The organism is Sulfurihydrogenibium sp., assembly GCF_027448985.1.
GTDB lineage: Bacteria > Aquificota > Aquificia > Aquificales > Hydrogenothermaceae > Sulfurihydrogenibium.
Genome location: NZ_DAIDMN010000005.1, coordinates 1 through 23,419, shown reverse-complemented (window position 1 = coordinate 23,419; position 23,419 = coordinate 1). Strand labels below are relative to the sequence as shown.

Annotated in this window: 20 protein-coding genes and 1 pseudogene; 14 read left to right on the top strand and 7 right to left on the bottom strand. The window is 32.5% G+C overall.

Going from position 1 to position 23,419, the window contains the following annotated elements:
* Window positions 1–35 precede the first annotated feature (35 nt).
* The 8 genes and pseudogenes from NE054_RS01070 (at window position 36) to NE054_RS01035 (ending at window position 8,608) form a co-directional block, all read left to right on the top strand.
* Window positions 36–1,452, top strand: a pseudogene (locus NE054_RS01070) (ATP-binding protein).
* Window positions 1,452–2,981: a glycosyltransferase family 39 protein gene (locus NE054_RS01065; RefSeq protein ID WP_297887350.1), complete on the top strand. Its 1,530-nt coding sequence runs from the start codon at window positions 1,452–1,454 to the stop codon at window positions 2,979–2,981. Before NE054_RS01070 ends, NE054_RS01065 begins: the two are co-directional and overlap by 1 nt.
* A 36-nt stretch (window positions 2,982–3,017) precedes the next feature.
* Entirely contained in the window at window positions 3,018–3,950 is a 933-nt protein-coding gene (gene hemC / locus NE054_RS01060; protein WP_297887348.1) for a hydroxymethylbilane synthase, read from the top strand.
* Between the two features lie 40 nt (window positions 3,951–3,990).
* The gene (locus NE054_RS01055) at window positions 3,991–4,695 is read left to right on the top strand and encodes a helix-turn-helix domain-containing protein (protein WP_297887346.1); all 705 of its coding nucleotides are present in this window, start codon (window positions 3,991–3,993) and stop codon (window positions 4,693–4,695) included.
* Window positions 4,692–5,360 (top strand): N-glycosylase/DNA lyase, encoded by a 669-nt coding sequence (locus NE054_RS01050; RefSeq protein ID WP_297887343.1) that lies wholly within the window; start codon window positions 4,692–4,694, stop codon window positions 5,358–5,360. Before NE054_RS01055 ends, NE054_RS01050 begins: the two co-directional genes overlap by 4 nt.
* A complete protein-coding gene (gene rsmG, locus NE054_RS01045; RefSeq protein ID WP_297887340.1) occupies window positions 5,357–5,962 on the top strand; it encodes a 16S rRNA (guanine(527)-N(7))-methyltransferase RsmG in 606 nt (201 codons plus the stop codon). The genes NE054_RS01050 and rsmG overlap by 4 nt, the downstream gene beginning before the upstream one ends.
* Window positions 5,956–6,675 carry a pseudouridine synthase gene (locus NE054_RS01040; RefSeq protein WP_297887337.1) on the top strand — a complete coding sequence of 240 codons (720 nt, stop codon included), beginning with the start codon at window positions 5,956–5,958 and terminating at the stop codon, window positions 6,673–6,675. Before rsmG ends, NE054_RS01040 begins: the two co-directional genes overlap by 7 nt.
* Window positions 6,668–8,608 (top strand): glycoside hydrolase family 15 protein, encoded by a 1,941-nt coding sequence (locus NE054_RS01035; protein ID WP_297887335.1) that lies wholly within the window; start codon window positions 6,668–6,670, stop codon window positions 8,606–8,608. The genes NE054_RS01040 and NE054_RS01035 overlap by 8 nt, the downstream gene beginning before the upstream one ends.
* Here NE054_RS01035 and NE054_RS01030 read toward each other — a convergent pair.
* The 7 genes from NE054_RS01030 to NE054_RS01000 all read right to left on the bottom strand — a co-directional run bounded on the left by NE054_RS01030 (window position 8,577) and on the right by NE054_RS01000 (window position 17,762).
* Window positions 8,577–9,806: an epoxyqueuosine reductase QueH gene (locus NE054_RS01030; RefSeq protein WP_297887333.1), complete on the bottom strand. Its 1,230-nt coding sequence runs from the start codon at window positions 9,804–9,806 to the stop codon at window positions 8,577–8,579. The two genes, NE054_RS01035 and NE054_RS01030, sit on opposite strands and share 32 nt — an antisense overlap.
* A 9-nt stretch (window positions 9,807–9,815) precedes the next feature.
* Window positions 9,816–10,580: a hypothetical protein gene (locus NE054_RS01025; protein WP_297887331.1), complete on the bottom strand. Its 765-nt coding sequence runs from the start codon at window positions 10,578–10,580 to the stop codon at window positions 9,816–9,818.
* Between the two features lie 66 nt (window positions 10,581–10,646).
* Window positions 10,647–11,651 carry a biotin synthase BioB gene (gene bioB, locus NE054_RS01020; protein WP_297887329.1) on the bottom strand — a complete coding sequence of 335 codons (1,005 nt, stop codon included), beginning with the start codon at window positions 11,649–11,651 and terminating at the stop codon, window positions 10,647–10,649.
* A 69-nt stretch (window positions 11,652–11,720) separates the two neighbouring features.
* Window positions 11,721–13,643 (bottom strand): YjbH domain-containing protein, encoded by a 1,923-nt coding sequence (locus tag NE054_RS01015; protein WP_297887327.1) that lies wholly within the window; start codon window positions 13,641–13,643, stop codon window positions 11,721–11,723.
* A 59-nt stretch (window positions 13,644–13,702) separates the two neighbouring features.
* The gene (locus NE054_RS01010; RefSeq protein ID WP_297887324.1) at window positions 13,703–14,002 is read right to left on the bottom strand and encodes a hypothetical protein; all 300 of its coding nucleotides are present in this window, start codon (window positions 14,000–14,002) and stop codon (window positions 13,703–13,705) included.
* A gap of 47 nt (window positions 14,003–14,049) precedes the next feature.
* Window positions 14,050–15,219 (bottom strand): Wzz/FepE/Etk N-terminal domain-containing protein, encoded by a 1,170-nt coding sequence (locus tag NE054_RS01005; protein ID WP_297887322.1) that lies wholly within the window; start codon window positions 15,217–15,219, stop codon window positions 14,050–14,052.
* A 2-nt stretch (window positions 15,220–15,221) separates the two neighbouring features.
* Complete coding sequence (locus NE054_RS01000) at window positions 15,222–17,762, bottom strand: SLBB domain-containing protein (protein WP_297887320.1); 2,541 nt, start codon at window positions 17,760–17,762, stop codon at window positions 15,222–15,224.
* A gap of 151 nt (window positions 17,763–17,913) precedes the next feature.
* Between NE054_RS01000 and NE054_RS00995 the strand changes: the two genes are divergently transcribed.
* The 6 genes from NE054_RS00995 to NE054_RS00970 all read left to right on the top strand — a co-directional run bounded on the left by NE054_RS00995 (window position 17,914) and on the right by NE054_RS00970 (window position 23,391).
* The gene (locus NE054_RS00995) at window positions 17,914–19,452 is read left to right on the top strand and encodes an ATP-binding protein (RefSeq protein WP_297887318.1); all 1,539 of its coding nucleotides are present in this window, start codon (window positions 17,914–17,916) and stop codon (window positions 19,450–19,452) included.
* Window positions 19,449–20,732, top strand: coding sequence for a UDP-N-acetylmuramoyl-L-alanine--D-glutamate ligase (gene murD / locus NE054_RS00990; protein ID WP_297887316.1), 1,284 nt, complete (start codon window positions 19,449–19,451; stop codon window positions 20,730–20,732). The genes NE054_RS00995 and murD overlap by 4 nt, the downstream gene beginning before the upstream one ends.
* The gene (ftsW, locus tag NE054_RS00985) at window positions 20,725–21,822 is read left to right on the top strand and encodes a putative lipid II flippase FtsW (RefSeq protein WP_297887314.1); all 1,098 of its coding nucleotides are present in this window, start codon (window positions 20,725–20,727) and stop codon (window positions 21,820–21,822) included. Before murD ends, ftsW begins: the two co-directional genes overlap by 8 nt.
* A gap of 1 nt (window position 21,823) precedes the next feature.
* A complete protein-coding gene (gene murG / locus NE054_RS00980; protein ID WP_297887311.1) occupies window positions 21,824–22,849 on the top strand; it encodes an undecaprenyldiphospho-muramoylpentapeptide beta-N-acetylglucosaminyltransferase in 1,026 nt (341 codons plus the stop codon).
* A gap of 61 nt (window positions 22,850–22,910) precedes the next feature.
* Window positions 22,911–23,186 (top strand): hypothetical protein, encoded by a 276-nt coding sequence (locus NE054_RS00975; RefSeq protein ID WP_297887307.1) that lies wholly within the window; start codon window positions 22,911–22,913, stop codon window positions 23,184–23,186.
* On the top strand, window positions 23,179–23,391 hold the full coding sequence (locus NE054_RS00970; protein WP_297887305.1) for a hypothetical protein: 213 nt from the start codon (window positions 23,179–23,181) through the stop codon (window positions 23,389–23,391). The genes NE054_RS00975 and NE054_RS00970 overlap by 8 nt, the downstream gene beginning before the upstream one ends.
* Window positions 23,392–23,419 lie beyond the last annotated feature (28 nt).

Genomic DNA, 23,419 nt, shown 5'->3' with positions numbered 1-23,419 from the left:
ATTTTTAGAATACAATTAACTTAGGGATAATTTAGATGAAAAAACTACCAATAGGAATACAAAACCTAAAAGAGATACTTACGGAAGGATACTACTATGTAGACAAAACTCCATTTGTAAAAAAACTACAAGAAAAAGGAAAATACTTCTTCTTAAGCAGGCCAAGAAGATTTGGAAAATCTTTATTTTTAGATACTCTAAAAGAAGCATTCAGTGGAAACAGAGAACTGTTTAAAGGTTTGTATTTGTATAATAACTGGGATTGGGATAAAAAATATCCGGTTATACATATAAGTTTTGGTAGTGGTGTGGTTGATAACAAAGATAAACTAATTAAGATAATAAACTCTTTCATAAATAAAATTGCACTTGAAGAAAACATTAAATTAACGGAAGAAGTCCTAAGTTTAAGGTTTAAAGAGCTTATAGAAAAACTATCAGAAAAACACAACCAAAAAGTAGTGGTATTGATAGACGAATACGACAAACCAATATTAGACAGGATAGAAGAACCGGATATAGCAAAAGAAAACAGAGAAGTGTTAAAAGATTTCTACTCTGTGTTGAAAGATGCAGACCCATACCTACACCTTGTATTTTTAACAGGAGTATCAAGATTCTCAAAAGTATCTATATTCAGTGGACTAAACCAACTTATGGATATAACACTACTTCCAGAATTTGCAACCGTATGTGGATATACCCAGACAGATTTAGAAACTGTCTTTGAAGACAGAATAAAAGACTTTGACAAAGAAGAAGTAAAAATATGGTACAACGGCTACAACTGGCTTGGAGAACCTGTTTATAACCCTTTTGACATACTACTACTATTTGCCAACAAAATGTTTAGACCTTACTGGTTTGAAACCGGAACACCCACATTTTTGATAAAATTACTTATAAACAAAAAAGATAGGAGCAAGGACCATATACATACTAACCTATCCAAACTTGGAAGTAAAAATGAGCCTAAACAGTACACTTTTAGAGTACCTATTTTACGACGCAGAACCATCAGAGTATAAGATAAAGATAGCAGAAGCATTAGAGAACGCAGAATTAGACCAAGTAAAACAAAACCTATACAGCTTTTTTGCAAGCATACCAACAGACTGGTACAGGAAAAACGACATATACCAGTACGAAGGTTTTTACGCATCTGTAATATACGCATTATTTACCGGAAGTGGCTTAACAACCATAGCGGAAGATACCACAAATAAAGGAAAGATAGACCTGACGGTGATATCACAAGAAAAGGTTTACATAATAGAGTTTAAAGTGATAGAGGAAAGCCAAGAAGGAAAAGCTTTAGAGCAGATAAAAGAGAAAAAATATTATGAGAAGTACCAAGACAAGTACAAAGAGATATACCTAATTGGAATAGAGTTTAGTAAAGAGAAAAGGAATATTGTTAACTTTGAAGTTGAGAAGGTTATACCTACTTGATGAAGTTTTTTAAAAACTTTTTCCTTTGGTTTTTTGCTTTTTTACTGTTTGTTTCTAACATATGGGGAATATCTATCTTTAGTCTTGATGAAGCCAAAAATGCTTCATGTGCAAGGGAGATGCTTGAAAGGGGAGATTTTATAGTTCCTACTTTCAACTATGAACTTAGAACAGACAAACCACCTTTACACTACTACTTTATGATGTTCGCGTATAAAATGTTTGGTGTTAACGAGTTTTCAGCAAGATTTTTCTCTTCTTTGTTTGGAAGCTTTACAGTAATGCTAACATTCCTTTTTGCTAAAAGGGTTTTTGATGAAAAAATAGCTATTTTTTCTTACATTATTTTACTTTCTTCGTTGCATTTTGTGTTTCAGTTTCATATGGCTGTTCCAGACCCATATTTGATATTTTTTATCACTGCTTCAATATTTTCTTTTTATCTGTTTTATCAAGAAAAAAAAGAAAAATATATATATCTGTTTTACATTTCATTAGGATTTGGAATTTTATCAAAAGGTTTAGTTGCTTTTGTTTTACCATCCTTTACCATTTTTATTTTTTTACTTTTAAGGAAAGAACTTTCAGTGTTGAAACAGATGAAAATTTTTAAAGGTTTAATTTTGACTTTTCTGATATCCATTCCTTGGTATGTTGCTGTCGGAATCAAAACAGATTGGGTATGGATTAAAGAATTTTTGTTTAAACACAACATCTCTCGTTTTTCTGATTCTATGGAAGGTCACGGTGGTATATTTTTAATCACGTTTATCTTCGTTTTTGTAGGTATGTTACCTTTTAGTGTATTTTTACCACAAATGACAAAAGAGGTTTTTAAAAGTAGATTTAATCCATCTATTTTGCTTTTAGCTATCTTTGTTTTTATCTATACTCTTTTTTTTAGTATCTCAAAAACTAAACTTCCAAACTACACAGTTCCGGTTTATCCGGCTTTATCAATACTTCTTGCTTTTACATTAGAAAAGTTAAAAAATTTCAAGTATTTTTATAGTTTGATTTTCTATTTGGTTTTGACTTCTTCAATTCCTTTTTTCCTTTACTTTTCTTTGAAAGGTGATAAAAATCTTTATTTAATTGCTGATTATTCTTGGTTTTTCTTTATTTTGACTTTTGGAGCAGTTTCCTCTATCATCTTTTACAAAGAGATCAGTAAAGTTATTGGTTCTTTATTTGTCTCGTCTGTTTTAATGAGTTTGGTGTTCTTTTATGTAGTCATGCCAAAAGTTGACAGAGAATCTTCCGTTAGAGTAATACTTCCTTACATAGACAAAGACTTACCCATTGGTTATTACAAAAGGTACAATCCGGCTTTTTCTTTTTACTTAAAAAAAAGGATAGTACCACTCAACTCTCCAGATGAAGTGAAAGAGTTTATGAAACAAGGGAAAGTCAACATCTTAACAAGACAAGAGTATTTAGAAGAATTAAAAGATATAAAAGAGCTGAAAGTGATAATCAAGAAAAAAGACCTTTTTGAAAATCCAACTTCTGTCTTACTTAAAAATTAAGTATAATTTTTTAACAAAAACTTCAAGGAGTGATTTTTGAAAATAAGGATAGGAACAAGAAAAAGCCAGTTGGCACTGTGGCAAGCAAACTACATAGCAAAACTTCTAAAAAAAACATCGAATGTGGACGTAGAAATTGTTAAAATCACAACTTCAGGAGATAAGATATTAGACGTTCCATTGGCAAAAATAGGTGGAAAAGGTCTATTTGTTAAAGAGATAGAAGATGCAATGTTAAAAGGCGATATAGATGTTGCGGTCCATTCGTTAAAGGATGTTCCTACACAACTTCCCGATGGTCTTGGCATTGTAGCTATTACCAAAAGGGAAGACCCAAGGGATGCTTTTTTATCTACAAAGTATAAATCATTGTATGAACTACCAAAGGGAGCGGTAGTTGGAACAAGTAGTTTAAGACGAAAATCACAGATAATGAAAATCAGAGATGATTTACAGATAAAAGATTTAAGGGGAAACGTTGATACAAGGATAAGAAAGTTGGAAGAAGGTCAGTACGATGCTATAATCCTTGCATACGCCGGATTAAAAAGATTAGGACTTGATAGTAAAGTGTCTTATGTGTTTTCTCCGGATGAGATGATTCCGGCTGTTTGTCAGGGATTTCTCGGAATAGAAGCAAGATTAGACGATGAGAAAGTCTTAAACATCTTACAAACCATCAACGATAGAGAGAGTTTTATTAGAGCAACCGCAGAAAGAAGTTTTTTAAAGACGTTGGAAGGAGGTTGTCAAGTTCCACTTGGAGCATACTGTGAAATAATCGATGGAGATATTAAAATATCCGGATTCATTGCAGATTTAGAAGGAAAAAGATTTATAAAAGAAACACTGTCAGAGAAAATATCAGATGATTCTTTAAATCAAGCAAAAGATTTAGGTGAAAAGTTAGCTAACATTCTTATAAAGAAAGGTGGTAAGGAAATACTAACAGAAATTTACAAGATGTGATATAATAAAATCTAAAGAAAAAACCTTCGGATGCCGAAAAGTGAAATTCAATGAAACATTAAGATTAGAGAGGGAAACAAGAGGATTTTCTTTAGAAAGATTATCTCAAGAGTTGGATATTCCAGTGTACATTCTTGAAAAGTTAGAAAATGATGAAGACTTTTCTACCAAAGACTCTTATGGCAGACTTTACGCTAAAAAAGTTGCTAAATTTCTGAATATAGATATTCCACAAGAGAATAAAGATGAAAACATGATACCTAAAAATCCGGGAATAGATACTAAGGTTTTAAACGTATTTGTAAAGTTGTTTCCACACACAGTTGCAGGTTTAGTTTTACTTTTGTTTATTTACGCAAATGCCAACCTTTTTAACAAAACTACGAATATTCAAATAAATCAGATAAAACAAAGTTACTCTAATCCATCAGATTTCCAAAATCAGAGGGAAACACAAAATCCGATAGACCACATAACCCTTATCTCAGAAGGAGACGTGTGGATAACGATGAATGTTGACGGAGAAAAAACAATAATAAATCTAAAGGAAGGAGAAAGTAAAACAGTTTACTTTACTAACAAAGTAACCTTTGAAACCATAGGAAATGCAGACAAGTTAAAAATAGTCTTTGATGAACAAGAAGTAAAAATAAGTGGAAGAGAGATAATCCACAACGTATTTGTAGATTCAGAAGGAGTTTTTTATAACGGATACAACGTTTTGAGAGGTGTTCCAAAAATTTGATTCCACCAAAAGAGTCTATAGAAAAAGCTATACTTGAAGTTTCAGACAAAGTAAAAGAAAGGATATCACAGTTTAAAAATCTTAAAGAAAAAGGAATAACAACCTTTGATTTTAAACCTTTTCTAAACATTCAACCTTATCAAGCAGATGTATTCTCGGAAGCTTGTTTTTGTATATTGACTGCAAACTTCAAAGCTTCATCCGGAATAAAAATACAAGCTGAAGTAGGGATAGAAGGATTCAAAAGTTATCCTTTAGAAAAACTCTATCAGATAATAAGTTCTCACGGTCATAGGTTTGCTGTGCAGAGAGCAGAAAGGATAGTACTTCTGAGAGATTTGGAAGATTTTCTAATAGATATAGCAAAAGAAAAAGATGGAAAAAAAGTAAGAGAAAATCTTGTAAAAAATGTTAAAGGATACGGCTACAAAGAAGCATCCCACTTTTTAAGAAATGTAGGTTTTGACGATGTGGCTATAATAGACAGACATATATCAAGATTTTTATTTGAATCCGGATTAGTCAGTCCAAGAAAAACAATAACGAAAAAAGTTTACCTTGAATGTGAAGAAGCCTTAGAAAAAATCTGTCAAGATTTAAATCTTACCCAATCTGAACTTGATTTGTACATCTTTTACATAAAAACCAAAAAGGTTTTAAAATGATAGACTTACTTTACGACCTTGCAAAACAAAACGGTATAGAACTCTCCCAAAACCAACTTGAAAAATTCCAAACATACCTAAATATGCTTTTAAAGTGGAATAAAGTCTACAACCTTACATCAATCAGAAAAAAAGAAGAGATAGTAACAAAACATTTTTTAGACAGTTTAACTTTGGTCAAACTTTTTGAAAGTAAAGCAATAGATGTATCTGGGAAAAAAATAGCTGACTTTGGAACTGGAGCCGGCTTTCCGGGAGTGCCACTGAAAATATACTACCAAGACAAAATAGACCTATACCTAATAGAGTCTGTAGGAAAAAAATGTATTTTCTTAGAGATGTTATCAAAAGAACTAAAAATAAATTACACAGTTTTATGTAAAAGAGCGGAAGAAGTTGAAGAAAAATTTGACATAGTGGTAAGTAGAGCAACGGGAGAAACCTTTGAAGTTTTGAAAATAGGTAAAAACCTCTTAAAAGAAGGTGGGCTACTGATAATAATGAAAGGAAAAGAAGTAGAAGAAGAGCTCAAACCATATACCACATCGATGAAGTTTAAAGGTTTACCAGAAAGAAAGTTTGTAGTTGTACAAAAATGGTAAGACTCAACAAGTATATAGCACAATCCGGATACTGCTCCAGAAGAAAAGCAGATGACCTTATACTACAGGGAAAAGTAAAAGTAAACGGTCAGATAGTAAAAGATTTAGGTACAAAGGTGGACCCGGAAAAAGACAAAGTAGAAGTGGAAGGAAAAGTTATAAAACCACAAGAAGAAAAAGTATACATTGTCATATACAAACCTGTTGGATACCTGTCGGCATTAGGCAAAGATAGATTTGGAAGAAAAACCCTTACAGATTTGTTAAGAGAGCTGAAAATAAACCATAAAGTGTTTCCCGTTGGAAGACTTGATTACAACAGTGAAGGACTTTTGATACTGACAAACGATGGAGAGTTTGCAAACAAAGTAGCCCATCCAAAGAGTCAGATAAAAAAAGTTTACAAAGTGTTGGTAGAAGGTGTAGTCTCACAAGAGACATTAAATAAGATGAAAGAAGGAACAGTTTTAGAAGATGGATTTTTTAAACCGGATGATATAAAAATTTTAGAAGTAAAGGATAACTCAACATGGCTACTTGTTGAGATACACAGTGGTAAAAAAAGGATAATAAGAAGATTCATGGATAGTTTTGGTCATAGAGTAAAAAGGTTAATCCGGATTAAAATAGATAGTATAGATTTAGGACATTTAAAACCTTACCAATACAGATACTTATCCAAAAAAGAGATCAGGAGTATTTTGAATGAATAAAGAGATAGTTTTAAGTAATGGAAGATTTTTTGTAAACATAGATAAAGATATTGCCATAAGAGATTTTTACTTTCCATACGTTGGAATGTACAACCATCTAAACTCACAAGCAAACAGCATAGGAGTATGGGTAAATGGAAAGTTTAGATGGATAGATGATAGTTGGGAAAAAAGTTTTGATTACAAAGAAAACTCTTTAGTTGCAAAAATTACAGCAACAAATCAGGACCTTCACATAAAATTAGAATTTACATCAACAATTCACAAGTACAGTGATATCCTGATTCACAAAGTTAAGATAACAAATCTATCCTCAGAAAAACAAGATTTTAAAGTATTTTTTTATCACTGTTTTAGATTAAACGAATCCGAAATTGGAAACACCGCTTACTACGACCCAAAGTTAAAAGGTTTGATTCACTACAAAGGTTCCACTTATGTTTATATTTCATCGGAAGGTCTTGATTACGAATACACAGTAGCAAAGAAAAATCACGAATCCGGAGCATGGAAAGAGATAGAATCCGGAATACTATCAAAGACAAAAATAATGCAAGGAGAGATAGACAGTGGATGGGGAGTAAAAGGGGAACTTCAACCACTAGAATCAAAAGAATTTTTCTACTACATCCTCGTTGGAAAAAAATACGAAGAGATTGAAAATCTAAAAAATAAAGTGGAAAAGGAAGGATTGGAACATCTTTTAGAAGAAACGGAAGATTACTGGAAAAGCTGGATAAAAACAAAGGATAGACTAATTCCGGCTTTATCAAGAGACTTAAAAAATCAGTATTACAGAAGTTTGTTAACGATAAAAGCACACTTTGATAACGAAGGAGCTGTTGTTGCTGCAAACGACACATCAATATACAAATTCAACAAAGACCATTACAGCTATCTATGGCCTCGTGATGGTGCTTTTATCTGTATGGCATTAGATAACGCCGGATACACCCGTTTAACCGAAAAATTCTTTAAGTTTTGTAAAAAACACATAACAAACTATGGGTATTTACTTCACAAATACTCTCCTGATGGAACAGCTGGCTCATCTTGGCATCCGTGGTGTGATGAAGATGAAAACTACCAACTTCCAATTCAGGAAGATGAAACAGCGTTAGTTGTGGTTGCTTTGTACAACCATTACTTAAACAGCAAAGATGTAGAATTCATAGATATGATGTACAACGGTTTTGTAAGAAAAGCAGCAAACTTTATGGTAAGCTACACAGACCCTAAAACCCACTTACCTTTAGAAAGTTACGATTTATGGGAAGAAAGAAGGGGAGTGTTTACTTACACAGCTTCAACCGTTTACGCTGGACTTGTAGCTGCATCTAAATTGGCAGTTTTGGTAGGAAACAAGGAAGAAGCGGTTATATACAAAGAAAAAGCTGAAAAAATAAGAGAGGCGATACTAACCTACCTTTACGACGAAGAATCCGGAAGATTTTTAAGAGGCATATACAAAGATAAGAACGGAAACATCATAAAAGATAAAACGTTGGAGAGTAGTCTCTTACTTATCCATGAGTTTGACGTGGTAGAAGCGGAAGATTACCGGATGATAAACACGGTAAAAGCCATAGAAGAAGGGTTATGGATAAAAGATGGAATAGGTGGTCTTGCAAGGTACGAAAACGATTACTACCACAGAGTATCAGAAAACACCCCCGGAAACCCTTGGATAATAACCACTTTATGGCTTGCAAACTGGTACACGGAGGTAGGTCTTTTCGATAAAGCCTTTTCATTACTAAACTGGGTTTTAAAAAGAAGAACTCAAGCAGGGCTTTTGGCAGAGCAGTTTGACCCTTATACAGGAGAACCTCTATCTGTATGTCCTCTTACTTGGTCCCACTCTTCCTTTTGCTACAGCATTCAAAAGCTAAATAAAAAACTTATTGAGCAGAAAACTCCAGAGTACGTATAGAAGAAAATCTCTTACCAAGATTACCAACCAAGTGAGCTCCGTAAATTGCTACCATCAACTCACCTTTTTTTATACTATCTTTGTTGTTTTCTATAAATCTGCAAATTTCCTCTAACTTGTAGCCCTGATTTCCTTCCATATCTGTATCACTGTAAAACTCTTTAATTTCTTTAAAGGTTTCTCTATCACCTATGTAAAGATTCTGTGATTTCATGGTAGGGTCAAACTCTGCTTTCAACTGAAACTCTAACTTATCACCTACATTAACTTTTTCAGATATAAAAAATACAGGTTTTGTAAAAGCTCTATGTTCGTGTAAAACAGGTTCATTGAGACTGTCGGTTAAAAATACTTCTACATTATCCTTATTTAATAACACTTTATTACCATCCACATCTAAAACTGTTCCTCTTACAACTCCTTTGATAGTTGCCGAGTATGGAAGGACTTTATGGTTTACATAATCTTTGTTTAACTTTACAGAGGAAGATATCAGTCTCCATCCTATAAAACTAAACTCTTCCTCTTTACATTCTAATCCAAGGTTTTCTGCAAAAAGTCTTATCTGCTTTACAAACAAAAGCTCTTCTCTACTCCCTGCTAACCTTCCTTTTCCAAAGGATACAAGTTCCGGATAAAACTCTACATTTTTCTTTTGACCAAAAAGTCCGTATATACAACCACAGTAGTTTTGATGATACAGTTGAGATTCCTTTGAGAGTTTGTTCATTATCTGAGTTCCACCGTTTTTTCTAAAATCAACAGCTAAAAACTCTATACCATACTGGGATGCTACTTTCTCTCCTACTTCCTTTAACACGTCAAAGTCTTTTTTAGGACTCATCATCAAAACCGTTGTCATTTTATTACAACCAAGTTGTTTTGCAACGTAAGCACTTTTTGATAATCTTACATCGTGGCAGATTGTACATCTTTCTCCTCTTTCTGGCTCATTTTCATAACCTTTTACAGCTTCAACCCATCTATCCAGCTCATACTCTCCTTTGATACACTCTATCGAAAGTTCATCACACACTCTTTTTGTTTCAATCCATCTGAGTTCAAACTCTTCCTCAGGATGTATGTTAGGGTCATAAAAATAGCCTATAAGCTGACTGTTTGGAAAATCTTCCTTTAACTTTCTCAACGCGTAAACACTATCTACTCCACAACATATATGAACCAGTATCTTATCCATCTTCATTCCTTAATTTGCTTTATTTATATCTTCAAAGCTTAATATATCCATACAATCCAATTCTCTGTAAGCCATCCCATAAATGCCGTTTTTTGTTAGATAGTTTAAAATATCATCTTCTATTCTTAAAGAGCCTAATATTGGAACCAGTTTATAATCGTTGTATTCCGGATATAAATTCCTAAACCTGTTTATCTTTTTGTCTTTAAATTCGTTTATATACTCTACTTTTGGAGTTGCTTTTACCTCTATCAAATACACCGTTTTACATGGCTCACTTACAGCTATCACGTCAAACTCATCTTTTAAGTTACCTCTTTTCCTTTTTATATTCATACCAAGGTCCGTTAATTCACAATTAAAGTATTTTTCAAGGACTGGTTTTGTAGCCGGGAATATTATATCCTCAACTATAGTTCCCATTTTGTTGGCAAGTTCTCCCCACTGTTTGTTCATTTTTCTATGTTCTTCCTTCATCTCATATTTAAACTGTTTCATCTCTTGTTTAAGAATTTCAGTATCCTGTTTCATCTCGGCAATTATTTTTTCTGTGTTTTCTTTAAACTGTCTCATCTCATCTTTAAACTCTTTCATCTCTTGTTTAAGATTTTCTGTATTTTGTTTCATTTCAATAATCATTTTTTCTACATTGTCTTTGAAAATTTCCACTTCCTTTCCAAATTTGTTAATCGCTATTTCATTCTCCTGTTGTATGTAAAGAATCTTCATTATAGTCTCTTCCACAAGAGATAATCTTTCTTCCAATATATCCATAGTTTTACCTCTTACTTGTTCAGTTGATTATTAATTATACTAAATTTAATAGTTTGATTGCAAAATTCAACTTACAACATTTTTGATAAAGTTTCCTTTGTTCTTAACAAGTTCCCTTCCTAACTTTCTTGCCATCTCCTCGTCTTTGCCGGGCTCTCTACCGGCTCTTGTCAGATAGCCACCTGCCATAAGACAGTTTGCCACTTCAAAGGCTACGTCGTGATACTCTCTAAGATTTGCTTCTCTTCCTCCACATAACCTTATTTCTGCATCCGGATTAAAAAGTCTAAACAGTGCTACTATTTTTAAGCATTTTAAAGGAGTAAGGTTATGTGCGTTTCCAAGCGGTGTTCCGGGTATTGGCATCAGAAAGTTTAAAGGAATGGAATCCACTTTTAAATCTCTGTATGTTATTGCTAAATCTACTATGTCTTCATCAGACTCCCCCATACCAAATATTCCACCACTACATGTAGATAGTCCAACCTTTTGTACTTTTTTAATGGTTTCGTATCTTTCTTTCCATGTATGGGTTGTAACGATGTTTTTAAAGAAATCTTCCGAAGTTTCAAGGTTATGGTTTATCCTATCTACTCCGGATTCTTTTAATACTTTTAAATCTTCTTCATCTATTGTCCCAAGTGAACAACAAACCTTGACCGGATAAGCTTTAGTTATCTCTTTTACAGCATCGGCGATTTTTTCAACTTCTTCCTTGGTTGCTCTCCTACCACTTACCACAATACAGTATCTGTTTGCATTTATCATTACAGCTTTTTCAGCACCTTCAAGCATCTGCTGTTTACTTACAAGAGAGTAAGCATTTATAGGTGTTTTAAAATGAGATGATTGAGCACAGAAAGAACAATCTTCACTACATGCACCATTTTTAGCATTTATAAGACTACAAAACTCCATCTGATTTTTAAACACAGCCTCTCTAACCTTCGCAGCCTCCTCCACCAAATCCATAACGTAATCATCTTCTATAGAAAGTATCTTTAAACCATCTTCCTTAGATAGTTTTTCTCCACTTAAAACTCTATCTGCAAGACCTTTTATAAAATCCATAATCCACCTCGTTAACCAAATATTTTTAAATAGTTTACCATAAAATTTTAAATAGTATGATTGTTTTTATTACTCTTGTGCTTCTGCGTTGTCTTGAATAAAGAAAGGCATTTTTGATTTTACTGTTTGATATACATCGACAGGTCTTCCGGATAGCTGACCTACGTCTCTTGTCCAAGGTGCTAAGCTAAATGAAGCAATTTGGTTAGTATCTTTTAGTTTAAATATCCTTAAAGGAATTCTTATGAAAACTCCTTTATCAGAATAGTTTTTATTTTCTCCTATAAAATCAGATGTATCACTTTTTGTATACCAAAAACCAACTTCAAAACCGTTTATATTCCTTGAAACTTCTAATCTCACTCCTTTATCACCAGCTAAAAATCTGCCGGCTTTCACATTAACAAGAACTTCCGGATATTTAAAATGATAATATCCACTTACATAGTAATCGTAAAGCCAGTAATCTTTGAAACCTAAAACTTTATAAGGGTCTCTCTTTTTTACATAATCACCACCTATACCAACAGCTATTCTTCCATCTTTAAAAAAGTGTAAAATGTCCCCACCTATTCCTGCAAACATCATTTCGTTGTATCCAACAGATATACCAACAAAAGTGTTTTTAAAGATGTTGTCAAAATAATTTATAGATAAGTTGTAAACTCTAAGTTTGTTTTGCTTTAAGTACTCTGCCACATCAGACCTTACAGGATTTGACATCAAAGGTTCATTTGAAGATGAGATATTGTTGTAAATAGGTAGAGATATTGTAGATGATAAAAATACACTATCAGAAAATTGTTGATAAACACTTGTATCCACTGAAAACTGATACTTAAATGCCCCGGAAGGGTCATTTAAAAAAGTTCTAAATTTTATATTCAAATCAAAGTAAGGTTTATCTATAAAAATTTTTTTGGCTGATTCATACATAGGAGATATTTCATAGTTTGAGTTCTTTATAAGGTATGTAAAATCTATTTTTCCTTTGATATACTCGTTTACTGAATAACCCTCAAATTCGTAAGAAGTGATAGGTATGTTTTTGTACTTTAAAATAACCTTTACCTTTGAAACATTTGGAAAGTATGTAACTTTTAGAATATCTAAAGCTTTTTTTAATGCGACACTTTCATACAGATATCCGTTGTTGTTGTATTCTATAATTAAAGTACTTTGTTCTATGTAAACTTTCTCATGATCTAAATCTAAACGTTTTAGAGCTTTTTCATAGAATTTAACTTGGTCACCTTCTTTTATTTCCTTTACATCTTCTTGAGACAGAATAAAGTGTTTCGGTAAGTGTGGAAGACCCTTTCCCATAGGAGCTGTAATACTTAAATTAAAACCTATTTTTTTGTTTCTTTCAACAAAAACGTTAGATTGAAACCATTGGTACGGTCTGAAACTGATGCCATAGTTTATTTTTTCTGAATTCTTTAACCTGTGACCATAAAAACCTTTAAGTTCTTCCGTTTTTAAAGGTGAATACTCCGCTAAAAAAGATAGTTTTGGATGAATTAGTACTTCCGTTCCTCCAAAAATTCCGTTTAATTTACCTTTTGAATAACCTAAGGTAACAATCTGTGGAATTGGAGTTTCTAAGTACTTTGTAGCTACGATATATTTACTTTCAAAAAGTTTAGTTCCGTGAAAATCATCGTATCCTACAGAAATGGCAGGATAGTAACTGGTTTCCGGTAAAAGTTGATATTTTAGAAAAAATGCTTTGTCTTTATATTTACCATAATTTTTCCAAACACCTTCTGAAAATCTGATACTTTCTATTTGGGTAACTGTTCCTCCAATCTCCAACCTTGGAAGAAATCCTAAATTAATAAAGACTCTTGTGTAAGGATAAACATGGGATAACCCGAGTGTTAAATGTCCATCTTTTATAGTGTATGCTGATGGATTCTCTATCAATCCGGTTCTACCGAAGTTGGAAACACTTTCACCACCGTAAGATGAATGAAAGAAAGCAAACAAAAAAAGGGGTATAAAAAACCCCCTTTTCTTATAAAACATAACAACCTAATAATCAGAGGTTAATGAGTAGGTGTTGTACTATGAGTAGGTGTCGTTCCACTATCGGATGAACTACTAACAGCTACAGCACTTACCACACCTACAGCTACTATCGCTGCTGGAACAGCTACTGCAGCTAATGTACCTGCTCCTACCGCTGCACCTGCTGTCGCAGCACCTGCTCCTACTCCTGCAGCACCTGCTCCTGTCGCTCCTGCACCACTTCCTGCACCTGCTCCTGCTGCTGCTTCATCTGCAAAGATTGGAGTTGATAATCCTAACATTGCAAACGCTACAAATCCTGCTAAAAATTTCTTCATGATTTTTTACCCCCTACTGTTTTTACATTAAAAATATAACACATAAATCATAAATTTGCAAATCGTTTTTTTCTATTTTTTATAGCTTCTCTTATAAAGACTATAAATATTGCTAAAAATAAACTACTTACAAATGCTACAGCTACCATCAATCTTTTCTTTGGTTTTGATGGTTTTTCCGGATATGTAGGATAGTCTATCACTTCTACGTACAAGTTCTCTTTAAGTTCATCTATTCTTGCTTGTTCCAACAATTTTCCTAAAATTTCGTATTTTGCTTTCAGTTGCTGAACTTTCATATATATAGGAGCATAATCGGGAATCACAGATAAAGTTTTCTCTGTCGATAAAGGAGAGTCTGTTTTTATCTTTCCTTCAACTTCCGCTATCTTTTGATTTAGGTACGCAAGTCTGTTATAAGCTTCTTTCAACTGGGGATGATCTGCTGTCAAGACTGTTGACATAGAGTTTATTTTAGCTTCAAGTTGTAATTTTTCTGCTATTAAGTTGGCATAAAGTTGTAACTGGTTTTGTAGTTGATTTTCTGGCATTATTACCTGCTTTTCTTTTTGGAACTTGTTTAGCTGTTCCATAGCGTCTTTTAATTGTTGTTTTGTTTTTTCTAATTCATTTTCGTAGAAAACTCTGTTCATTTTAGCAACTGTAAAAGCTTTCTCGTTTAAGATTTTTCTTAAATTATCTATCACACTTTGATTTATCTTTTGAGCCATTTCTGGATTTTTCCAATCAACGGTTATTTTAATAGTTCCTTCCTTTTGATTAACATTAGCATTTATGTTTTTCTTTATTTTTTCTGCAGCTACTTGTAAAGGATACTTATACTCTTCTTTTGAGTCTTCAAGTATCTCATCGATAAGATTCAAATCTTTTATCACTCTTTCTCTTAAAGTTAAGCTTTCTAAAACAGCTTTTACGTTAGATTGATTTTGGTCTGTCCCTACTGGTAGTCCTGCCATTGCAGCGATAGCGGAGAGTCCACTCCCACCACTACTTTTTGAAATCGGAACTATCACAGCCTCACTTGTATAGGTTTTTGGTAGGATAAAAGATATCACTCCCGTTAAAAATGTTATAACTCCCGTAAAAATCATTATAAATTTTCTATTGTTCCATATGGTTTCCCAAAGTTGAAAAAGGTCTATTTCATCTTCATAACATTGTTGTTGAGAAGTTGTATTTACATTTTTTTCTTCCATAATTATAACCTCTTAGCCAATACTGCTGTTGATATAGACTGGAATATTATCTGGACTACATCCTTTATAAGGGGTCTCCACATTATAGGTACTTTCAGTTCAGATGGGACTACTATTGTATCTCCTTCTGAAAGTGGATAGTCTTCTATTCCAGACCAAAGTAAGAAAGACCTTCCATAAGACTGTGCTGATATTACCCTTCCATTTGATTTTATTATATAAATATTTTTCTTATCTGCGTTTTTACCCGGTCCACCAACCATTTCAAGGTAATCTTTTAGTTTGTATCCTTTTATGTAAGGTAATGCTACTTGATTATAAACATCACCTAAAACAAGAACATAACTTGGTCTTGATGGAACTATTATCAAATCGTTATCTTCCAGTCTTATGTTTTGGTTTGATTTTTCTAGTTCTTGAATTGTAGGTGGTATCTCAAGAGCTATCCTACCAAGTCCAAATTCTGCTTTTTTCTTCATTATTTGCAAAAGATTTTTTTGCTCTTGAAGAGCAGTCATAGCTGCTTGCTTTTCTTCTTCGTTGGAATAAGTTAGTTGTTTTGCGGATTTTATAAACTCTTCTTCTAAAGTGGTCATTGTTATTTCTAATTTTTCTTTTTGGAGCTTTTTAGCGGATTCTCTGATAAATATCAAACCTTGAGGAAAAGCGTTTTCTGTGTATCCTCCAGCTTTTTTAATTATCTCTGCCAAGGTTGTACTGTCAGTTATTTCGTATTTTCCCGGATGTTTAACTTCACCAAGTATAGTAACGGAAGGAGCCTTTTCACTTGCGTACGTTTTTGTTATTATAACCACATCTCCAGGATAAAGTTTAACATTCTTAGTATCATTGTACTTTACAAGAAGGTCATACAGGTACACCGATTGATATCTGTTTTGCAATTGAAGGTCATTTGTCAAATCTTTATCAGTGAGTGAATTTATTTTTTGCTTTTTTAATATATCTTCAAAATCCTCACCTCTGATTACTATGGCTTTTAATTTTCTCATATCTTCTTTAAACTTTAAATCCCTTAATGCTTCAACAAGGGTTAAATCCGGATAATAAGGTATGGTTTTTGGATTATCTACTTCTCCAGATATATATACAGGTTCCTCTATAAATTTACTGTATACGATTATTTCATCAGATTTGTTAATATTAACATCTATGTTTTTCTGATATATGTCTGTTAAATTAAAATCAAGCTGAGATTTATCTGCCTTAACGATACGAACATAGTTTGCATTTATCAAAGGTTTTGCTTTTTCCAACAGTTCCTTCAGTGTTTTGGTGTCATTTGTTGAATAATAACCAGGATAGTAAACATCTCCTTTAACTAAAACTGCGTTTTCTATGACATTTGGTTTCTTACCAAAGAATATAAAATCTCCGTTTTGTAGTTTTGTTTTCAAGAAGTTTTCGTCTGTAAGGTTTCCTTCGTAGATGTTTACACCATCTTTGGAAAATCTTGATATTCTGATGTAAACTTCACTTGCTGATGGGTTTAGTCCTCCTGCAAACTGTAGTATATCCTTTAACTCTTTTTCTGATTTTAGCTCATAAATAGCTGGTCTTTTAACATCTCCGGATATTGCCACAGTCTCACCAATAGGAGGTACATATATAGTATCTTCTTCTTTTAACTTTATATCTGTAGGAATACCTTTTATAAATAAATCATAAAGGTCAACTTTGTAGGTAATCAAGCCATCTGGAGTTTTTCTTTTTATTTCTATATTTCTGAGTGTTCCAGATTTGCTTACTCCACCCGCGTATGTAATGGCATCTATCAGAGTGTCCAATGGATTTACAGTCATTTGACCCGGATTTTTTACAAAACCTGTAACATACACCTTAAAAGTTCTTAACTTATTTAGTACTATATCGACTTTAAGGTTTTTAAATTTTCCTGATAGTCTTTGTTGTAATATCTTTTTGAAATCAGCTATCTTTAATCCGGCTACGGTCATAACACCTAAGTTTGGAATGTATACACTTCCATCTCTTGATACTGTTAAATCTAAATCTCTATCGATAGACAATATATCTACCGGGTCTCCCCATAGGTAAACTTTTAAGTTATCTCCTGGTCCCAATACATAATCATCTGATACCGGAGATAACGCTTTTTGAGATACTCTAAAAAATTCATATCCAAACTGTTTTAATTTTCTGTTTTGAAGAATATCTTTGTATATTTTATTTATATTTTCCTCTAAATCTGAAGTCTCTTCTTGAAGAGTTTTTTTAGTCAAAAGATTTTCCTGTTGTTGAAGTTCTTCTTGCTGTTGAATCTCCTGTACACCTGATTTTTTTTCTTCTGAACTTTGCTTTGTATTTTTCTGATTTTCTAACTGCTTTGGTTGTATAGTCTGATTTTGGTTTAACTGGTTTAAAATATCTGAGGGAGGTAGTGCTTTTTGTCCCGTATCCGGAGATGTTATTTGGTTTGAAGAAGGAGTTAAGGCACCTTCTTGAGAGTAAGATTTGTAAAAATTAAAAAGTAAAATCCCCATCAGTACTAATTTTAAAATATTCAAAATATCCTCCTAAAGACCGTTATCTATATCGCGTAGTATTATATCACAAAATAGATAGTCGTATTTAAAACGGATTTATATTGGATTTATTTGTGATTTTTATCTCCAATAATATGTTAAAATGTAAAATAAAACAGTTCGTGGTGATAGAATGAAAAAACTACCAATAGGAGTACAGAATTTAAAAGAGATACTTACGGAAGGATACTATTATGTAGACAAAACACCATTTGTAAAAAAACTACAAGAAAAAGGAAAATACTTTTTCTTAAGCAGACCAAGAAGATTTGGAAAATCTCTATTTTTAGATACTCTAAAAGAAGCATTCAGTGGAAATAAAGAACTGTTTAAAGGTCTATACCTGTATGATAACTGGGATTGGGATAAAAAATATCCGGTTGTAAGGATAGATCTAAGCATAGCCTTAACAGACACGATAGAAAGATTAGAACATTCTCTTAACTACTTATTGGACACCAATGCAAGTGAATACTCAATAGAATTACAAAACCAACACCCAAACCTAAAATTCCAAGAACTAATCAAAAAACTGTATGAAAAACACAACCAAAAAGTAGTGGTATTGATAGACGAGTACGACAAACCAATACTGGATGTTATAGAAGACACCCAAAAAGCAAAAAACAACAGAGAAGTACTCAAAAAATTCTTTGAGATACTAAAACCATCTGACCCATATCTACACCTTGTATTTTTGACCGGAGTATCAAGATTCTCAAAAGTATCAATATTCAGTGGGCTAAACCAACTTATGGATATAACACTACTTCCAGAATTTGCAACCATATGCGGATATACCCAAACAGAGTTAGAGACAGTCTTTGAAGACAGAATAAAAGACTTTGACAAAGAAGAAGTAAAAAGATGGTATAACGGCTACAACTGGTTAGGAGAGCCAGTCTACAACCCATTTGACATACTACTACTATTTGCCAACAAAATGTTTAGACCCTACTGGTTTGAAACCGGAACACCCACATTTTTGATAAAACTCTTTCAAAAAAACCAGTACTACCTTCCAGATTTAGAGAACTTAGAAGTAGGAGAAGAGATACTATCTAACCTTGATATTGATTACATATATCCGGAAAATCTACTGTTTCAATCCGGATACCTGACTATAAAAGACCATTACAGAATATCAAACAAAAGCTACTATCTACTGACATATCCAAACCTTGAAGTAAAAACAAGTTTCAACGATGCATTTTTAACCCATATAATACCCCCACCCCAAGCAAGTAAAACCCAGCTAAACCTGATAAGAGCCTTTTTATCATCAGACATAGAAAAAATAAAACAAACACTTTACAGCTTTTTTGCAAGCATACCAACAAACTGGTATAGGAAAAACAACATTCAAGAGTATGAAGGATTTTACGCATCTGTAATATACGCACTACTTACCGGAAGTGGTTTAACAACCATCACAGAAGATGCTACAAACAGAGGGAAGATAGACCTAACTGTGATAGCACACGACAAAGTTTACATAATAGAGTTTAAAGTGATAGAAGAAACCCAAGAAGGAAAAGCATTGGACCAGATAAAAGAGAAAAAGTATTACGAAAAATACCAAGACAAGTATAAAGAGATTTACATGATAGGGATAGAGTTTAGCAAAGAGAAAAGAAATATAACAAATTTTGAGGTTGAGAAGATAAAATGATTCTAATCTATGGAAAAGGCAAGACAGGAACAGATTTAAAAAATTACTTAGATAAAAAAGGGATTGAGAATCTAATTTTAGATGAAAATGATGATTTATCTGCTATCAATCCGGAAAGAATAGATTTAATAGTAGTATCTCCCGGAGTTCCATTTTTCAAAGAAATTTACAAATTTGCAAAAAAAACAAGAATTCCTATAATTTCAGAGATTGAGTTTGGTTATAAACACTTCCACGGAGATGTTATCGCAATAACTGGAACAGATGGAAAGACTACCACAACATCCTTGACTTATGAGATATTCAAAAATGTAACCAATAAGAATGTATTTGTAGGAGGTAACTACGGAATTCCATTTATAAACGCATTAGAAGAAAACTATGACCTGGCTGTTTTAGAGCTTTCGTCATTTCAGCTTTACTCCACAAAAAACTTTAAACCAAACGTAGCAGTAATACTTAACATCTCAAAAGACCACCTTGATTGGCACAAAAAGATGAGACATTACATTCTATCAAAATTCAAAATATTTAAAAACCAGACAGAAAATGACTTTCTTATACTTAACTACGATGATAATCTACTGAAAAACATCAAAGCCAAAAGTAAAATATATTACTTCTCTTTGCAAAAACTTCCTGATGATAAGAAAGGGATATACTTAAAAAACAAAGAAAAAGATGGATACGTTTTGGTACTAAAAGATAGCTTTAAACTTGAATTTAAAATAAAACCTAAACTCATAGGGCTACATAACTTACAAAACATAATGGCAAGTATACTGTCAGCATACATGTATAAACTAAACTTTGACAAAGTTATAAAAGTTATAGAAGAATTTCAGCCACTTCCACACAGAATTGAGTTTGTATCACAGATAGGTGGTATTTACTTTTACAACGACTCAAAAGCAACTACCGTCCAAGCTGTTGAAAAAGCCATCGATAGCTTTGATAACAAGATTATACTAATTTTAGGTGGAATAAATAAAGGTGGAGATTTTTCTACTTTAAGAGAAAAGTTAAAAAATAAAGTTAAAAAAGCTATTGTAATAGGAAGAGACAAAGAAGAAATAAAAAATATGATAAAAAAATTTACACAGGTAGAAACAGCACAAGATTTAGAAGAAGCTGTTATGAAAGCTTACGAAAATGCCGAAAAAGGAGATACCGTTTTACTTTCCCCCGGATGTGCAAGCTTTGACATGTTTAAAAGTTATGCAGACAGGGGAGAACAGTTTAAAAATATCGTAAAAAGTTTAGAAAAGAAAAATGGTTAGAAGTTTTTATGTAGATTGGTTAATATTTGTATCTTTCGTTTTGTTGGTTATCATAGGGATAGTTGCTGTTTACAGTGCTACCTATACATCTACTACAGACCCTTTTTACTACTTAAAAAGACATATTTTAGCTTTGATTCTGGCATCTATAGCTGGATACATCGCTTTTGCAACACCTATAAGTTTTTGGAAAAAAAATGCTTACTTGATTTTTCTGATTTCAATAATTTTATTGATTGTTGTTCTTATTTTACCTTCCGATGGAACAGGAACCAAAAGATGGATAAATCTTGGATTTTTTAAGTTTCAGCCATCTGAATTTGTAAAGTTTGCAACTGTTTTGTTTCTTGCTAAATATTTAGACAGAAAAGAAGAAAAATTAAACTCTCCAGAACCGGTTATCGTTATTTATACAGTAGTTGGAATTGTAGGTATTTTAGTTGCTGTAGAGCCTCACAAAGGTGCAGCTTTGTTTTTGTTTATACTTACAGGATTGATTCTTTTTTCTTCCAAAGCTAAGTTAAAGTATGTTTTAGCTCCTGTAGGTTTAATAATTCCGATATTTATAGCCTTTTTCATCTTTAAAAGTCATTATGCTGTAAGTAGACTAAAAGGTTGGTTGAATCCAGACCCTTCTTCAAAAGAAGGCTATCAACCATTTCAGGCTATGCTATCCTTTGCAAAAGGAGGACCTTTTGGAGAAGGAATAGGAATGGGTACTCAAAAACTAAAATACCTTCCGGAAATCCATACAGACTACATATTTTCTCTTATAGGAGAAGAGACAGGTCTTATAGGAACATCTTTAGTTATGATTTTATTTTTCATAATTTTTTACAGAGGTATAAAGACATCCCTTGAAAAGGAAGATTTATTTACTCAAATACTTGGTCTTGGAGTAACCTACATTTTAGCGATGAACTCAATTTTTCATATATTTGTAAATTTAAACCTTTTCCCTTCTACCGGATTTACTTTACCTTTTGTCAGCTATGGTGGTTCATCTTTAATAATGTCTTTTGTATATATAGGAATTCTTTTAAGAATCTCAAAAGAACCAGTGAAAGTTGTTTATGCAAAAAGGAGATAGAATGAAAACGGTCTTTATATCTGGTGGAGGAACAGGAGGACATTACTATCCGGCTTTGGCAGTAGCACAAGCACTAAAAGAAAAAGGTTATAAAGTAGTCTATGTAGGAACAGACAAAGGCATAGAAGGAAAAAAAGGCTTTGAATACGCAGATGAGATACATCTATTCCCGATGAAAGCCGTTAGAGGAAAAAACTTCTTAGGAAAGATACAAGGAGCTATTTCGTTAATAAAAACGACCTTGAAGGTTGTTAAACTACTAAAAAAAGAAGAACCATCATTCTCTTTGTGCTTTGGAGGTTATACATCCTTTCCTTTGGGAGTTGCTTCTTTTTTAACAAAAACACCATTATACATCCATGAGCAAAACTCTATACCTTCTTACACAAACCGAATACTGTCATTCTTTGCGGAAAAAATATTTATAACGTTTGAATACAGCAGTAAATTCTTCAATCCTAAAAAAACGTATTTGGTAGGGATGCCCCTTAGAAGAAGTATTATTGAAAGAGCAAAGAACTATGTGTATAAACCTACAGACAAAAAAACCGTTCTAGTATTAGGTGGAAGTCAAGGTTCAAAAAAGTTATCTCAGCTAACAGTACAACTTGCCAAAGACATGCCTGATATTAACTTTATTTTAATAAAAGGAAAATGGGAATTTGACAATACGGATTTACAAAACCTAACAATTTACGATTACTACGAACATATGGAAGATTTATACGAAGTTGCAGATATAGTGATATCAAGAAGCGGTTCCGGAACTGTAAACGAAATACTAGCCTTTGGAAAATACGCGATATTCGTCCCTTATCCCTACGCAGCCTCAAACCACCAATACTACAACATAAAATGGCTGCAAGATTTAGGTTTATGTCAAATAATAGAAGAAAAAAACTTGACCTTAGAAAGTGTAAAAACTGCTTTATTAGAGAGTTTTTCAAAAGATTTACAAAATCTATTTAACAGAATAAAGACTTTATCCAACATTGATGCCATAGATAAAATTTTGACTTTGTGTTAAGGAAATTTGAGGATTCAGCCGATAATTATGTTATGATATTTTTGTTCTGGAGGAAAGTAAAATGAAGATAGATTTTATAAAAAATTCGTTAAAAACTTCAGATAAAAAAGAAAAAGGTGAAGTTTTAGATGAAAATGATTATTATTTGGAAAGTGAACTAGAGAAAATAAAGAAATCATGGAATGTTATCTCTTTTATAGAAAAAGTTGAGAAAAAAGGAATTTTACCTTTTGAAATAATAGAAAAAGAAAGAGCTATGGTGGAAAATGATATCAGTGAAAGGATAACACGAATAAGTACCTTAAAATCATTAATCTTTAACAAGAAAAATGATTGATAAAATCAAAGAAAATATAAAAAGATTTAACAGTTTATCCTTAGAAGAAAAAATTTTAAAAGTAGTTTTTTTGATTTTATTGACTATACTCGCCCTTATAATAATTGCACCTTCTAACCATCAAAGTCAAGTTATATTAGCAATAACTTTATTTATAACTCTAATTTCCAATTTAAATAATTTTAAAACAAACCAAGACAAGTAGCAAAACTTAAAGCTAAAATGAAGAAGTT